Origin of the sequence: Paraburkholderia sediminicola (assembly GCF_046026895.1) — a bacterium.
Lineage (GTDB): Bacteria > Pseudomonadota > Gammaproteobacteria > Burkholderiales > Burkholderiaceae > Paraburkholderia > Paraburkholderia sediminicola_C.
Window position 1 is genome coordinate 16396 of record NZ_JAQQEU010000079.1, and the last position, 15573, is coordinate 31968.

The following is a 15573-nucleotide window of genomic DNA, read 5'->3' on the forward strand; positions in this document are numbered from 1 at the left end:
CATGAACCATCCGTCAGTGATCCTTGCGAATGGTCGCCTTCAGCGGGCCCGACGTTCTCAGTGCATCGACGCCCTCCGGCGCTATCCGGCCGAGCTTCACAAGACCGTCGGCATATTGGAACTGCTTATGAAAAATCGCCAGATTTCCCCAAGGCGCATAGTAGGTCAGGTCGCCGGCTTCCGCGCTGCATCCCGCCGGTGCGTCATCAGTCGAAAGGCGTCTCGGCAAATCGCTGACCTTTTCCGTCGCGGCATAGTCCTGCAACGTCAGGGAAAGCGGAAGCAAGGACGCGAAATCGCGCGCCGCTGAGGTGTCGTCCAGTTCAGCGCTGACCGCGCCGAAGCCTTCGATGTCGATCACAAGCTGCATGGCTGCCTCACGCGGGACGCTTTGAAAACACGTCCTTGAACACCGACATCGCCAAGAAGACGTTCGGCCATCCGGCGTAGAAAGCCAATTGCGTCAGCACTTCGGACGCTTCCTTTTGGCTCAACCCATTGTCCATCGCGCGGTTCAAGTGATAGGGGATCTGTGCGACCTGACCGTTTGCGACGAGCGCGCTGACCGTCACCAGGCTGCGGTCTCGCGGCGCGAGCCCCGGACGAAGCCATAGGTCTCGGAACAGCGCATCAGTCGTGTACTCGACCACGCCAGGCGCGACCGCCCCGAAGCTTTCTCCGACCACCTGCGCGCGTTGATTTTCGGCTGCCTCGTTCAGAGGCAGCAGCGTCACATCGGCAGGAGGAATCTGATTGGGGCCAATGCCGCGCTCATCGAAAATATGCTTGGCGACGCCCGAAGCGGCAGTTGCATTGGGCCACCCCGAGTAGAAGGCCAGGTGAGCGATCATCTCCGAAATCTCAGCAGGCTTCACGCCGTTGTCGAGCGCAAGCCTGAAATGAAAGGGCATCTCGACGGTCTGGCCGCGAGCGATCAGCACCGAAAGCGTCACGACGCTTCGGTCGCGCGGCGAGAGTTGCGGCCGCCTCCACAGACCGTCGAGCACAGTCTGCGTCGTATAGCGCTCGAAGGCTGGCGAAACCGACTTCAGGTCGGCGAGGGATGGCGGTTGCATGGTTTCAGTCCTTTGCGTATGTGCGCAGCCGGACGCGAGGATCGCGAGACCTGCCGCTGCAATGTGCTGCGACAGGTGGAGGACTCTGTTGTTACGGCTTGCTGTATTGCTCATCGGTGACCTGTTCGAGCCAGTTGACGTTTTTGCCATCAAGCGCCTCCTGAAGCGCGATATGAGTCATACCGGTCGTGGACGTCGCGCCGTGCCAGTGTTTGACGCCAGCGGGGACCGACACGACGTCGCCGGCGACGATCTGCTGCCGCTCGTGGCCCGATTGTTGAACCCAGCCGCGTCCGGACGTGATGATCAGCGTCTGACCGAGAGGATGCGTGTGCCAGGCCGTACGGGCGCCCGGCTCGAAGGTGACCATGCCGCCGGACAGGCGTGAAGGCGGCTCCGGTTGAAAGAGCGGATCGATGCGAACCTGGCCGGTAAAACGCTGCGTTCCGCCCTGCACGGAAGGCTGCGACCCGCTGTGCGTGAGTCTTATACCTTGGATCTCGGCAGCGGCGACGGGTGCCGCCAGCGGAGCGCAGCTCAGCGCACAGACGCCGATGATTGCCGCCAGCTTCATCATTTCTGCCCGCCGCTGCCGAGGTACTGCTCGTCTGTCACTTTCTCCAGCCAGTTGACGTTCTTGCCTTCAAGCGCTTCCTGAATGGCGATGTGCGTCATCGAAGTCGTCGGTGTGGCGCCGTGCCAGTGCTTATGGCCGGGCGGGCACCAGATGACATCGCCCGCGCGGATCTCCACGCGCGTCTCGCCTTCGCATTGCGTCCATCCGCAGCCAGACGTCACAAGTAGCGTCTGACCGAGTGGGTGCGTGTGCCATGCGCTACGCGCGCCGGGCTCAAACGTGACGCTTGCGCAGGAGACTCGCGCCGGAGGAGGTGGAGCGTTCAGCGGGTCTATCCGCACCGTGCCCGTGAACCATTCTTCGGGGCCTTGCATAGAGGGCTGGGAGCCCGCGCGCTTGAGTTCCATAGTCGTACCTTTCCAACGTTCGAAATGGTTTATGTGGGCGAAGATAGGGCTTTCTGGCAATGCCTACTGCCAAGGCAAGACGCCAATACATAGCGGAAAGCGTCGTTCGCAGCAGCGTCGTCCGCGTCGCTCGCATTACGACGTCCAGTGTAGACTCCGATCCTGTAGCTGATAAGTTGGCAAAATCGGCATGCACTTATGCAGGAGGGGCATAAATGATTGGGGAAAATCTGAACGACCTGTTTGCCTCTTTACAACGGTTACACAAGAGCGGAATTTCACTCGGGCCGCGGCTCAGTTAGGCGTGTCTCAGCCCGCGCATCTTCGCCTTCCCACTCGAGAATCCTTGATGTCCTGGTCTCTGCGCAAAGGGAATCAGGGGGTGCAAGTTCGCGTCGACGGGCAACTCGTATTTAACTCGACGTATCAAATGCTCGATGCCGCTGTGAGATTCCTGGCTGCCCTATTTGCCGAAGGATTTCGCGGAGGAGCACGTACGCGCCGGACGGCTGGTCGGGATGTTTGAGAGCTGGTTCCAACCTATGTTGGATATCACTTTTACCACGTGAGCCGCCGTGGGACGTCAACGGCTGTTTCGCTAGTCATCGCTGCGCTGAAGCGGTCATACTGATAAGACGTCGCGTCGCTTTCACACACAAGACGCTCGACCGTCCTGTATTTGCCGAAGACAGACCGGTGTCCGCTCGAATGACACGGAGTCGAGTCCGCCACGCAGGTTTTTGATGCACAGATCGACGGGGCACGGAGAACGCAAACTGTCCAAACCTTTCGCACAAGGTTGGGCCGGATGAGGGGGTGCGAGCGCGCACTACCGATCCTGAGTTCGATCACACCGAATGTCGTCGCTGAGGCGTTCGCGTCAGCAACGCTCAAGGCTGCCAGCGATTGGCGTTACGTGGGCCATACGCTGACCGACAACCACCATGGGCTGGTGGTCAATGCCCGGGTTAGCTGTGCTCACGGACATGCCGACCGGGAAGCGGCCAAGGTCATGATCAACGATGCCGCCGCGACGACGCGTTACTGACGGTTCGGGCGAGACTTTACCAGTTTGTGCGGTGCTTTTCCTCGGTTTCGCGGTGGCGCTCTTCGTCGGGCGTGTGCAGGTGGGGATTGGTGCTTCCTCAGTGATGCGTGACGCAGGTTGTCGCGGACGGTCCGCAGATCGGCGCCGCCGTCGGCTATATGCGATCCGGCGGTGTGGCGCAGCCAGTGCGCGGAGGCGTGTTCTAGCTGCTCCGCCTGTCCCGCGAATTCGTCGCCGCGCAGCCGGAGCCGTCCGGCCGCGCCGGCAAAAATATGCTTGACGATGGTGTGCAGCGCCGCGCGCGTCAGCGGCTTCACGGATTTACCCAGCGGCAGCACTAGTGGCGTGTCGTCGTGCCGCGAGGGCACGGCGGACAGCCCGCGCTCGCGCCGGTAGCGCCAAGCTCAACCATCATTTCCGCTGAGGCGGGCACGAGCCCCTCCTTGTCACCCTTGCCCAGGATTTCGAGCCACCAGCGCTCATGACCGTCGGCATTGCGCCGGCAGAAGAAGCTGCCCATCGTGTTGCCGCCCACCTCCGAGATGCGCAGGCCGCCGAGATAGAACAGCGTGAACAGCCACCGTGCACGGAGGTAGCGCTCCCGCTCGCGCGGCGTGTCCTTCGGCAGGCTGTCAATATACAGCTTCACTTCCTGCCACAACTCGCGGTCAAGATAGCGTGTGATGCGTGGCTTTGAACGGCGCGCGCGCTGGCGCGACAGCGACAGGGAGTTGCCCGCCAGATAGCCGGCTTCCACCAGCCATGCGAACAGCGCATTGATGATTACCATGGCCTGGTAGTGGCTGCTTGGCCGGAGCGTCCTGAAGAACGGTCGCCAGCACGGATCATGGCGCGGATATTTGCGTCCGTCGGCGGCGACCCGGCGCGCGCGGCTGTGGGTCTTTCAGGAACTGGCGAAACAGCTGCAGATCTTCGTGCGTGAGAGACGACAGGGGCTTGCCCAGCTGCACGATCGCCCACCGTGGTTTTGCAGTCGATGGCCGTACTGCTGCAGCGAAACCGTCGCGGTATGAAGTTGATAAGGCTCTCTGCTGCTAAGGCGCAAACCGGCCAGGAAGCGTCATTCATTCGCAACGTCGGTCAGACACTCAGGCGTCGGTTCCTCTCAGGAACCGGTCATTCGATTCGCAATCGCGAAGTGTTGCTCGTCGGCCTTTGCTAACGTTGGTCGACCGCGAAATTACCGGCCGCTGAGCTGACGAAGAACGAGCCGACTTTGTAAACGGCCGGTCTATCGCCTTTGATCGCAGGATATGGCCTGCAGGTGTCACCCGATCTGATTTCGACTGTCACCGATGAAGTGCTGGCCGAAGTCGAACAGTGGCTCCGTTGCGCTGGCCATCGATAGTCGTTACGGCAAACGGGAGCACTCAGCTGGAGACGTTGACTTCGAGCCGCAGCTCGATGATGTGGTCGCGAACGGCATTCCGGCGCGCTTAATCACACCCGACAGCCAAAACGTGGTGCCGGCCATCGTGCTGGTGCAGAACGAATAGCTGATCCGTCGAGAGTTCTCGCTCGGCGACGGGCGAATGCGTTGTCACGAACACCTGCAGCGGCGCAGGTTTGTCCTTCGCGCTGAGCGCCGCGAGCAGCATGATGGTGCGGTGCGGTTCCAGGCCGTGCGCCAACTCGTCAATAAGAATAATCGCTGCGCGCGCGGCAGCCTGGCGCTGAAGACCTGCGATAAGCAGGCGAGTGGAGCCTAGGCCGGGCCGCGCAACGGAACGCTGGTTTCGTCATGAGCCGCCCGTGAACGAACCGAGGCGGCGTCGAGGAGCGCCTTCACCTTGGCACCAACCGGAATGCCGAGTACTTTTGCCGCCTTCCTCACTGCGGCCAGCGGCGCCCGCGCGGTTCGGACCGATCACCGCTCCTGATACACAGCGTTGCCAGAGTCCATTAGAATGGCGACAGGCACTACATTGAAGGCTTCGTCCGCGATCAAGCGGAGCTACTGCTGACGCTGGGAGAAGGCTCTCCGTGATTGAACTCTCGGCTTACGCGCTCTCTCTTTTGCGGGAGGGCCCATTCACGCTGTATCGAGGCATCGGCGACGGGCTAGCGTCGATTCTCTTGGTCGTGCCCTCCGGCGAATACCCTTCGCCCGGCTCATTACAGCGCCTTGAACATGAATACGCATTGCGGACCGACCTCGACAGTGACTGGGCGGCGCGACCGGTCGAGCTTGTCCGCCGCGAGGTTCGGCCCGTGCTTGTGTTGGCGGATCCCGGTGGCGAGCCGCTCGAGCGGCTACTCGGCCGGCCGAGGAAGGTTACGGACTTTTTGCGCATCGCCGTCGCGCTTTCGGCGGCTGTCGGTCGGCTGCACGCCCGGGGACTGATCCATAAGGACCTCAAGCCGGCCAACATCCTGGTCGACACGGCCAGCGGCGGCGTCTGGTTAACCGGATTCGGCATCGCCTCGCGGCTGCCCCGCGAGCACCAGGCGCCGGCGCCACCCGAGGTAATCGCGGGCACGCTTGCCTACATGGCGCCGGAACAGACCGGGCGGATGAACCGCTCGGTCGACTCCCGCAGCGATCTTTATGCGCTCGGCGTCACGTTCTACGAAATGCTGACGGGGACACTGCCCTTCACGGCCGCCGACGCGATGGAGTGGGTGCACTGCCACCTCGCCCGGCAACCGGTGCCGCCCGCCGAGCGTGTCGCCGACATCCCGGGACCCGTCTCGGCGATTGTGATGAAGCTGCTCGCCAAGACCGCCGAGAACCGCTACCAGACCGCCGCCGGCCTCACGATCGATCTGCAGCGGTGTCTGGCGGAATGCCAGGCGACTGGCAGCATTGCGCCATTCCAGCTTGGTCAGCGGGACGTTTCGGACCGTCTGCTGATCCCGGAGCGGCTATATGGGCGGGAGCGCGAGATCGACTGCCTGCTGGCGGCCTTCGACCGTGTGGTGACTCACGGCAGGCCCGAACTGGTCGTGGTTTCTGGGTATTCCGGGATCGGTAAATCGTCGGTAGTGAACGAACTGCATAAGGCGCTGGTCCCGCAGCGTGGCCTGTTCGCATCCGGCAAGTTCGACCAGTACAAGCGCGACATCCCATATGCCACCCTCGCCCAAGCCTTCCGGAAACTTGTCCGCCCACTTCTGGGCCAGAGCGAGGCGGAGCTTGGCCAATGGCGGGATGCCCTGAGCGAGGCGTTGGGCCCGAACGGCCAGCTCATACTGACGCTCGTTCCCGAGCTGGTTCTCGTGATTGGAAAACAGCCACCAATCGCGGACCTGCCGCCGCTGGAGGCACAGAACCGCTTACAGATGGTGTTTCGACGCTTCCTCGGCGTATTTGCCCGCAAGGAGCACCCGCTCGTGTTGTTTCTTGACGATTTGCAGTGGCTGGATACAGCGACGCTCGACCTCTTCGAGCACTTGGCGACGCACTCAGAGGTGCAGCACCTGATGCTTGTCGGGGCCTACCGTGACAACGAGGTCGGCCCGGCGCACCCGCTGCTGCGGACGCTGGCGGCGATCCGTAGTGCCGGAACTCGGGTCCAGCAAATCGTGCTGGCGCCCCTCTGCCTCGACGATGTCGACCGGCTCATCGCTGATGCCCTGCATTGCGAACAGGAACCTGCGCGACCCCTTGCGCAACTGGTGCAGGAGAAGACTGGCGGCAATCCGTTCTTCGCCATCCAGTTCCTGACGGAGCTGGCCGAAGAGGGGCTGATCGCGGTCGATCTCGTCGTGCCAGCGTGGCAATGGGACATCGATCGCATCCGCGCGAGGAGCCACACTGACAACGTCGTGGATCTCATGGCCGGGAAGCTGAACCGTCTGCCTGATGAGACGCAGGAAGCATTACAACAGCTCGCCTGTTTGGGGAACGCCGCGGAGATCGCCACCTTGACAATGGTTTTCGGGGAACCCGAGCAGGCGATCCACGCAGCACTCTGGGACGCCGTCCGTGCGGGATTCATCATTCGCCTCGAGAGCTCCTACACATTCCTCCACGACCGAATCCAGCAGGCGGCATATACACTAATCCCTGAGGAACATCGTGCCGAAGTCCACCTGCGCCTCGGTCGTGTGCTGCTGGGGGGCATGACCGCGGACCAGCTCACCGAACATCTGTTCGATGTTGCAAACCAGCTCAATCGGGGCTCCGTTCGGCTGGCCGACCGGGACGAAAAAGCACAGGTGGCGATGATTGATTTGCGCGCCGGGCGAAAAGCCAGGGGGTCAGCGGCCTATGCGTCGGCGTGCGCGTATTTTTTGGCCGGCATGGCGCTGTTGGGCGAAAAGGACTGGGCCAGCCGCTACGAGTTGACGTTCAGCCTGACGCTCGAATGCGCGGAGTGCGAGTTTCTGACCGGTGAATTGCACAAAGCGGAACTCCTGATTGCGGAGCTACTGCAACGCGGAACGTCGAAGGTCGATCTGGCAGCCGTCTATCACCTCAAGGTCCTGCTCCACATCGTAAAGTCGGAGGACCAGCAAGCAGTCGACGATACGCTCACCTGCCTGAAGCTATTCGGTATCGACATCCCGGCACACCCGACCCGGGAGCAGCTTCAGGCCGAATACGAGACGGTCTGGCGCAACGTGAAAGGGCGTTCGATCGAGGACCTGATTGAACTTCCTCTGATGAAGGACCGGGAACTGGAGGCGGCAATGCGTCTATTGTCCGCTCTTTCGGACCCTGCCTACGTTACGGATCGCAATCTGTTTTGCTTGCAACAGTGCCGCATGGTGAACCTCAGCATGCAACACGGCGCGACTGGCGCTTTTGCGCATGCCTGTGCATACCTTGGATTTATCCTCGGACCGGCCTTTCATCGCTATGCTGAGGGTTTTCGTTTCGCCAAGCTCGGATGTGACCTTATCGAGAGACACGGCTTCCCCGGCTATCGAGCCAAGGTTCAGGACGCGACGGGAATCGCTGCCTTCTGGACGGGGCCGATGGCAACCGCGATCGAATACATCCAAGCGTCCGTTCGCGCCGCGATCGAAACTGGTGACCTGACCTACGGCTGCTACGGCATAAGCCATATCGTCTCACTCTTCCTGATACGAAACGATCCGCTCGATGCGGTGTGGCGCGAGTCGGAGATTGCTCTCGACTTCGTGCGGAAGGCCAAGTTCCGCGACATTGCGGACATCATTGTAAGCCAGCAACGCTTCATCGCAACCATGCAGGGCCGCACCGCAACCTTCTCCACTTTCACTGACGCGCAATTCGACGAAGCGTCGTTCGAGGCCCTGCTGACCGAGGACCGGCAGCCCACCATGATCTGCTGGTACTGGATCGCGAAAGGGAAAGCGCGGTTCCTGTCGGGGCATTACGCCGCGGCTCTCGCCGCAGCTGACAAGGCGAAAACCCTGCTTTGGTCCTCGACCGCCCATTTCCCTTTGCTCGATTATTATTACTACACCGCCCTGACGATTGCGGCGTTCTATGAAGGGACTTCTGCCGGCGACCGGCCGCGGTGGGGCGAACTCCTGGAGCTGCGCGATCAACTCCGCGAATGGGCCGACAACTACCCGCCGACATTCGCCGACAAGCATGCGCTGGTCGCAGCAGAGATCGCGCGCCTTGAGGGCCGCGACCTTGATGCAATGAGCCTCTATCAACAGGCCATTCGCTTGGCCCACGACCACGGTTTCGTGCAAAACGAGGGCCTGGCCCATGAGGTGGCCGCGCGGTTCTACATGGCCCGCGGCTATGAGACCTTTGCCAACGCGTATCTGCGGAACGCCAAGTACTGTTATCTCCGCTGGGGGGCGGAGGGCAAGGCCAGGCAGCTCGAGCAGCTTCATCCGCATCTGGGCGCTGAAGAAAGAGATCGCTCGTGGGCGACCATTGGCACGCCGGTCCAGCACCTCGATGTCGCCAGCGTCGTCAAATCCTCCCAGGCAGTGTCCAGCGAGATCGTCTTACCCAGGTTGATCGAACGGCTGATGACCATCGCGCTCCAGCACGCTGGCGCGGATCGCGGCTTACTGATACTGTCGGCAGAGAATGACTATTCGGTTCAGGCTGAGGCCCGGAGCATCGGCGATCAGACCGAAGTCGTGCTGTACGGAAAGTCAATCGTCGGGACCACTTGTCCCGAATCCCTTCTCCGCTATGTTATTCGCACTCGTGAAAGCATCATCGTCGATGATGCCTCCAAGCCCCATCTCTTCTCCGACGACGGTTATCTACGCAGTCGACAAACCAAGTCGATCCTTTGCCTACCGTTGATCAAGCAAGGGCAACTGATCGGACTACTCTATCTCGAGAACACATTGACTTCGCACGCGTTCACCGCGGAGCGAATTGCGATTCTGGAGCTGCTGGCGGCACAAGCCGCGATTTCGCTGGAGAACGCCCGACTCTACGCCCAACTGCACGTGAGCGAAGATCGCTGGCGCAATTTGTTTGAAAGCGTCCCGGTCGGTGTGGTTTTGACTGGCTCGCATGGGCGCTACGTCGCAGCAAACCATGCCTTTCAGAGAGTGACCGGCTATTCTGAGGCGGAGTTGCGCAACCTCTCGCCCGTCGACATCACCCACGAGGATGACCGCACCGCCGCGGAGGTGATCATTGCAGCGCGCGACGCGGACGATCCATACCCGCAACATGTCGAGAAGCGATACCGGCGCAAGGACGGCGGCGTGATCTGGGTGGATGCCAGCGCCTTCGTGATCCCGGTTGTAGGGGGCGATCCGCTGTTTGCCGGGGTCGTGGTCGACATCACCGATCGGAAGCATGCCCAGGAAGAATTGCGGCGAAGCGAGGCCTCACTCGCCGAAGCACAGCAGATCAGCCACATTGGCAGTTGGCGCTGGACGGTCGGCACCGGCGAGGTCTTCTGGTCGGCTGAACACTTCCGCATCTTTGCCCTCAATCCCGCGACAGCGCAGCCATCCTACGCGACATTCATGGATCGCGTTCATCCCAAAGATCAGCCCGCATTCGAGCAAGTCCTCGAACGGGCCGTGCGCGAAAGAAGTCGGTTCCAACACGAGTATCGGATAGTCCTGCCCGACGGATCGGTCAAGCACTTGCAAAGCGTGGGGCAGCTCGACACGGAGGCCCGCGATCTTGAATTCGTCGGCACGGTCATGGACGTCACCGAACGCAGGCGCGCCGAGGAGGCGCTGAGAAACGCCCAAGCGGAACTCGTCCGCGTGACGCGGCTGACGACGATGGGCGAACTTGTGGCCTCAATTGCCCATGAGATCAACCAGCCGCTCAGCGCCGTCGTCACCTGCGGGGGGGCAGCCCTCCGTTGGCTGAACCGGGACGACCCGGATATTCCTGAGGCGTGCGGCGCGGTCGAGCGGATCGTGGAGGAAGGCACGCGCGCGGGGGAGGTGATCCGTGGTCTCCGGGCGCTTACCAAGAAATCGGGGCCGCAACTGGCGAAGCTCGACATCAACGATGCAATCCAGGAAGTGCTGGCACTCACACGTAGCGAACTGCATCGGCACGGCGTTGTGCTTTGCACCGATCTCTCCGCTGATGGTCCGGTTTTCGGCGACCGAGTTCAGTTGCAGCAGGTGCTGCTGAACCTGACCATGAACGCCATTGAAGCCATGAGCTCGGTTACGGATCGCCCGAAGAAGCTGGCCATAACCTCGGAAGTCGTTGATCAGGGCGAGCTGCTCGTGGCGGTCGAGGATACCGGCCCGGGGCTGGACCCGGCGATCGCGCAACGCATTTTCGATCCCTTCTTCACAACGAAGCCCGACGGCATGGGCATGGGGCTCTCGATCTGCCGATCGATCATTGAGTCCCATGGCGGGCGCTTCTGGGCGTCGCCGGGCGCGCCATGCGGAACTGTCTTCCAATTCACTGTGCCCGGAGTAACGTTAACTTGAGCTAGAATGGCCGTCAACAACCGGCGACGATGTCCCCTCAGCTGAGCAAACACCGTGCGTGTGCGGCGGAAGAAATTAGGGGAAACGAACTGCGTTGGGCCGAAAAATGCCGCCGCTGCGGCAATTAGCGCATGACGGGTGTTTCAAAGCGACCAAAGCCGGCTGATACGATTGCCGTGCCGCAGCCGTGCCTGGAATCTATCCATGCATCCTCGCCTAGGAAATTGGCTATCAAAAGTTGACCGCGTGCCTGCCGGCCGCGGCATGAGGGGGACGGACTGCCGAGCGGGGAATGCGACGGGAGGTCGTGATCTGGCTGCTATGACTTCGCCGGCAGAAAAGAGCGTGTGCGAAGGGGCGGCAGTCATCCCGGAGCCGCCGTGGTGGCGGTCCTGGCTCGTATTCGAAGAGCGCGGCATCTCCGCTGCATTCCTGCTGTTCTTCATCGTCGGAGCAACGAGCAGCCCCTACTTTCTGACGCTCGCCAACCTAACCGGCATTCTGCAGAGCCTGACGTTCTTCGGCTTCCTCGCGATCGGCGTGGGCCTGACGCTGATGGCAGGCGAGATCGACATATCAGTGGGGTCCGTGTTCGGCTTGGCCGCCGTCGTAACTGCACTGTTGCTGCATCGCGACGCCCCACTTTGGCTCGCAATCGCCTGCGGACTTGGGACGGGGCTCGGCTGCGGCTTTGTCAACGGGACGGTCGCACAGGTGATCCGCGTTCCGGGCGTAGTCGTGACGTTGGCAACGCTGGGCGTGTACCGCGCGCTCGCGCTTGTCCTCGCTGGCGGCTCGCCCGTCAGGGTCGTGTCGCCACTGCCAGGTTTCTTCGACACCTTTGGCCAGGGAACGGTGTACGGCGTGTCCGTCATAACGCTAGTGTTCCTGGCGATGGCGCTGCTTGCGGAACTCGTGGTGCGGCGCACGGCCTTCGGGTTTCGCCTGCTCGCCGTCGGCAGCAATCCACTCGCGGCCCATCTCGTCGGCTTCCGGGTCGGTCGCACGCGGCTGGTGCTGCTGACCTTCTCGGGTTTCATGGCGGCGCTCTCCGGCGTGTGCTCGCTCGCCTATCTGCACACCGCCGGTCCGACGGCAGGGACTGGCTATGAGCTTTCGGTGCTCGCGGCGGTGATCATCGGCGGCGTGCGTCTCACCGGCGGCCGTGGCTCGATCCTCGGTATTTTGCTCGGCCTGGCCGTAATTGGTATCTTCCAGAACCTAATCGTCCTCTGGGGTATACCGCCGAGCTGGACGCAGGGCGTCTCCGGTATGGTGCTGATCGCCTCGATGGCACTAACGTGGCTTTCGCGCCGTGCCTCATCCGACCGTCTGGGCGGTTCATAACGACAGCCGCCACATCAAGGGGAGAAACGTCAATGCCATCATTCGATCGTCGGAGCTTTCTGCAAGGCACCGCGGCGGGCGCGGCGGCGGGCATCCTGGGAGCGGGCGCGGCGCGTGCGGATGAAACGCGACCTTGGGCCGCCTGGGTGCGGTCCTACATGAACAGGCCGGTCAAGCTCGCAATGACCTGCTCCAACACGACGGCCCCTTATTACACGCCCACCAGGGTGGGCGTGCAGGATGCCGGGGCGCAGCTCGGCGTCGAAGTGCTGTGGACCGGCGTACCCGACACCAACACCGTCGCTCAGATCGCTCAGTTCCGCCAGCTCGTGGCGACGGGTTACCAGGGGATCGCAGTGATCCCGCTGGAGGCGGATGCCTGGATCGCGCCGATCAAGCGCGCGATCGACCAAGGTGTCGTGGTTGTCTGTACCAACAGCGACTCGCCCCGCAGTGGCCGCGAACTGTTCTTCGGTCAGGATCTGGTCGGAGCGGCGGAGGTGCAGGGGCGCATGTTGGCGAAGCTGGCCGGTGGCCGCGGCGCGGTGGCGATGACCAACTGCGCGCCCGGCATGCTCGCATTGGATCGGCGCATCGAAGGCGCAAAGAGGGGCGTCACGGCGGGCGGTCTCGAGGTTGTCGGCGTCTTCAACACCGATCCAAGCGACATGGGGAGCGATCGCTCTACCATTCGCGACATCGCACGCAGTCATCCCAACCTGACCGCCATGATGCCGCTGTGCGGACAGGATACTGCGGCCGCTGGGTTGGTCAAACAAGAGATGAAGGCGCAGTGGCCGATTGTCGGCACTGACCTGATCTATCAAACGCTGGAAATGATTCGCGATGGTGTGATCGGCGGCACGGTGGGGCAGCAGCCGTACATGCAGGGCTATCTGCCCATTATGTATCTCTATCAGCGTGTCGCGCTGAACGGGCCGAAGCTCGACCTGCCGGGCGGCAACTATTTCATGAAGAATGAGATCGTTACGAAGAAAAACGTCGGCTACTACCTTGAGCGGGAGAAGCGGTTCGCCGGATGACTCTGGACGCCATCGCCGCGCACGCGGTGAGCAAGCACTACGGCGGAGTGCAAGTGCTCCGCGCCGTCTCGCTGCGCCTTCGCGCGGGTGAGGTTATGGCGCTGGTCGGCGCCAATGGCGCGGGTAAATCGACGCTGATAGGCGTCCTTTCAGGTGCGGTGGCGCCCGACGAAGGTCGAGTCGAAGTGGCCGGGCGCATCCTGCCCGGCGGCAACGTGACGGCCGCGCGGCGCGTCGGCGTCTCAGTCGTCCACCAGGACCTCATGCTGTTTCCCGACCTCAGCGTGCTTGAGAACGTGACCGCAGCGGCGCTTCCCTTGCATTGGAGTGGCTTGCTCAGCAAGCGACGCCAGCGCGCTGCCGCCGCAGCGACGCTTGCACGCCTCGGCTTCGTCGTTCCGCTGGATGCGCGGGTCGCCGAGTTGTCGCTTGCGCAGTGCCAGCTCGTCGAGATTGGCCGGGCACTGCTCACGGGCGGCCGCGTGCTGATCCTTGATGAACCGACCTCAGCGCTATCAGTGCGGGAAACGGAGGCGCTGCTGTTGGTCATCGGGGCGCTCGCAGCCGAGGGCACAGCCGTGCTGTTCGTCTCGCACCGTTTGGATGAGGCCACGCGCATCGCCGACCGGGTTACTGTTCTGCGCGACGGGCAGGTAGCCGGCGTCTGGCAGCGCGGGACGATTGACGCTTCAGGTATCGCACGGGCGATGGTAGGCGACGTCTCGGTTCATAATGCGCCGGCAATGCGCGAGTCTCGTCGGCTGGTGCTGCAGGCGCGGGAGCTTCGCGGTCCTGGGTTGGGACCGCTTTCCCTAACTGTGCATGCCGGCGATATTGTCGGATTTGTCGGCCTTGAGGGGTCCGGCATCGGCACGCTACTGCGGGGGCTTGGCGGGGCTGTGCCCCTTGAGGGCGCAATCGAGGTGAGCGGGCAGCCGGTTCGGTTAAGCTGTCCGGCCGACGCCTTGCGGGCCGGATTGGTCTACATGCCGCCAGACCGCAAGTTGGAGGGACTCTGGTTGGACCGCTCGCCGGTATGGAACATTGCTACGGCGCCGCTTCGCCGTTGCGCAGCTTGGCGCTGGCCCGGTTCGGGGTGGCTCGGCCGCCTCTCGCGCGACCGCATGGCACAGGTCAGTGTGAGCCTGAACGTAGCCGACGCGCCCGTCGGGCATCTGTCCGGCGGTAACCAGCAGCGCGTCCTGTTTGCCCGCTCGCTGGAGCAGTCGCCCGCTGTCCTGCTGCTCAGTGATCCGACGCGCGGCGTGGATGTGCGGGCCAAGAACGAAATTCATAAGCTGATCGAAGCCCTGGCGGCGGACGGGATCGCCGTCTGCCTCAACTGTTCTGGCATTGACGAGGTGCTCGCCATTGCACAGCGGATCGTATGCATGCGGGCGGGCCGCATTGTTGCCGACGGACCGCGCGAAACGTTCGACGAGGCGCGGGCTCTTGCAATGGTTTCGTCTAGCGACTAGGAGGGCATCGACGTTGCTGCGGTCCATCCAGGTAACAACAGCTCCTGGAACGTTATTTCAAAAGAGCAACATTGGTAGTGTCGGCGCGAATGAGGACGATGGGATCAACCCGCGCGCCTACCTGGAATACGTTCTGACCCATATCGCTGATCACAAAATCACTCACATCGACGAATTGCTGCCCTGGAACGTGGCCGACAAACTGAAGCCGACCATGACGACCACCTGATTGCCAGATACGACCGACAAGATTTTGGTAAGCGCTAAAAATAACACACCTAGCTTCGTCGGCTTTTAAGAGCGACGATTGCGTCCGCAACCTACATTGCGGACGCAAACCATGAGCGATGATGAATTTGACTTTCTGCCGCTTCGGGTTATTCGAGAATGCTCCAATGGCAAACGAAGGTACGACCCTGACGGGAAGCGCCGACTGATTGAGGCGTGCTTGCGACCGGGGGCGTCAATCGCCGGGCTCGCGCTCAGGGCTCAGGTGAACGCAAATCAGCTTCACAAGTGGATAAGGCTACATGGGAAGGCAAACTCTGCTCGTGCAGCGATAAACACGGTCGAGCCGTCAGCGGCGGCTTTCATCCCCGTCCTTGCTATCGAACCGGGCTCTAAGCTTCCCGCTCTCGAGCCTGCGGCGCGACCGGCGTCGTCGAGTCACAAGCAGTTAGCGACTGCGTCCCGACCAACGGCGCGCCTGTCAGCGCACCTGCCGAACGGGGTAACAGTCGAACTTG

At 62.2% G+C, this 15573-nt stretch carries 10 protein-coding genes and 4 pseudogenes; 8 read left to right on the plus strand and 6 right to left on the minus strand.

What is annotated here, in order from left to right; genetic code table 11:
- Window positions 1-13: 13 nt before the first annotated feature.
- The 4 genes from PQR02_RS33430 to PQR02_RS33445 all read right to left on the minus strand — a co-directional run bounded on the left by PQR02_RS33430 (window position 14) and on the right by PQR02_RS33445 (window position 2060).
- The gene (locus tag PQR02_RS33430) at window positions 14-370 is read right to left on the minus strand and encodes a cyclophilin-like fold protein (protein WP_408241871.1); all 357 of its coding nucleotides are present in this window, start codon (window positions 368-370) and stop codon (window positions 14-16) included.
- A 7-nt stretch (window positions 371-377) separates the two neighbouring features.
- Entirely contained in the window at window positions 378-1076 is a 699-nt protein-coding gene (locus tag PQR02_RS33435) for a carboxymuconolactone decarboxylase family protein (protein ID WP_408241873.1), read from the minus strand.
- A gap of 91 nt (window positions 1077-1167) precedes the next feature.
- Window positions 1168-1566, minus strand: a complete 399-nt coding sequence (locus tag PQR02_RS33440) for a (R)-mandelonitrile lyase (protein WP_408241887.1) — start codon at window positions 1564-1566, stop codon at window positions 1168-1170.
- Between the two features lie 83 nt (window positions 1567-1649).
- Window positions 1650-2060 carry a (R)-mandelonitrile lyase gene (locus tag PQR02_RS33445; RefSeq protein WP_408241875.1) on the minus strand — a complete coding sequence of 137 codons (411 nt, stop codon included), beginning with the start codon at window positions 2058-2060 and terminating at the stop codon, window positions 1650-1652.
- 892 nt (window positions 2061-2952) lie between these two features.
- Here PQR02_RS33445 and PQR02_RS33450 point away from each other — a divergent pair.
- Window positions 2953-3087 (plus strand): annotated as a pseudogene (locus PQR02_RS33450) (IS5/IS1182 family transposase); the annotation flags it as partial.
- 37 nt (window positions 3088-3124) lie between these two features.
- On the opposite strand, the pseudogene PQR02_RS33455 reads toward PQR02_RS33450, so the two are convergent.
- A pseudogene (locus tag PQR02_RS33455) lies at window positions 3125-4088 on the minus strand (tyrosine-type recombinase/integrase); the annotation flags it as partial.
- A 336-nt stretch (window positions 4089-4424) separates the two neighbouring features.
- On the opposite strand from PQR02_RS33455, the gene PQR02_RS33460 reads away from it, so the two are divergent.
- On the plus strand, window positions 4425-4625 hold the full coding sequence (locus PQR02_RS33460) for a hypothetical protein (RefSeq protein ID WP_408241889.1): 201 nt from the start codon (window positions 4425-4427) through the stop codon (window positions 4623-4625).
- On the opposite strand, the pseudogene PQR02_RS33465 reads toward PQR02_RS33460, so the two are convergent.
- Window positions 4566-4829 (minus strand): annotated as a pseudogene (locus tag PQR02_RS33465) (AAA family ATPase); the annotation flags it as partial. The gene PQR02_RS33460 and the pseudogene PQR02_RS33465 overlap by 60 nt on opposite strands.
- A gap of 283 nt (window positions 4830-5112) precedes the next feature.
- Here PQR02_RS33465 and PQR02_RS33470 point away from each other — a divergent pair.
- From PQR02_RS33470 to tnpA, 6 genes and pseudogenes are all read left to right on the plus strand, one after another.
- On the plus strand, window positions 5113-10959 hold the full coding sequence (locus PQR02_RS33470; protein WP_408241877.1) for an AAA family ATPase: 5847 nt from the start codon (window positions 5113-5115) through the stop codon (window positions 10957-10959).
- Window positions 10960-11280: 321 nt separating this feature from the next.
- Complete coding sequence (locus tag PQR02_RS33475; protein WP_408241879.1) at window positions 11281-12306, plus strand: ABC transporter permease; 1026 nt, start codon at window positions 11281-11283, stop codon at window positions 12304-12306.
- A 32-nt stretch (window positions 12307-12338) separates the two neighbouring features.
- Window positions 12339-13349, plus strand: coding sequence for a substrate-binding domain-containing protein (locus tag PQR02_RS33480; RefSeq protein WP_408241881.1), 1011 nt, complete (start codon window positions 12339-12341; stop codon window positions 13347-13349).
- A complete protein-coding gene (locus PQR02_RS33485) occupies window positions 13346-14827 on the plus strand; it encodes a sugar ABC transporter ATP-binding protein (protein ID WP_408241883.1) in 1482 nt (493 codons plus the stop codon). The genes PQR02_RS33480 and PQR02_RS33485 overlap by 4 nt, the downstream gene beginning before the upstream one ends.
- Window positions 14828-14924: 97 nt before the next feature.
- Window positions 14925-15056 (plus strand): annotated as a pseudogene (locus PQR02_RS33490) (transposase domain-containing protein); the annotation flags it as partial.
- A 111-nt stretch (window positions 15057-15167) separates the two neighbouring features.
- Window positions 15168-15573 (plus strand): IS66-like element accessory protein TnpA (tnpA, locus tag PQR02_RS33495; RefSeq protein WP_408241885.1); only part of this gene is annotated, 406 nt, incomplete at its 3' end.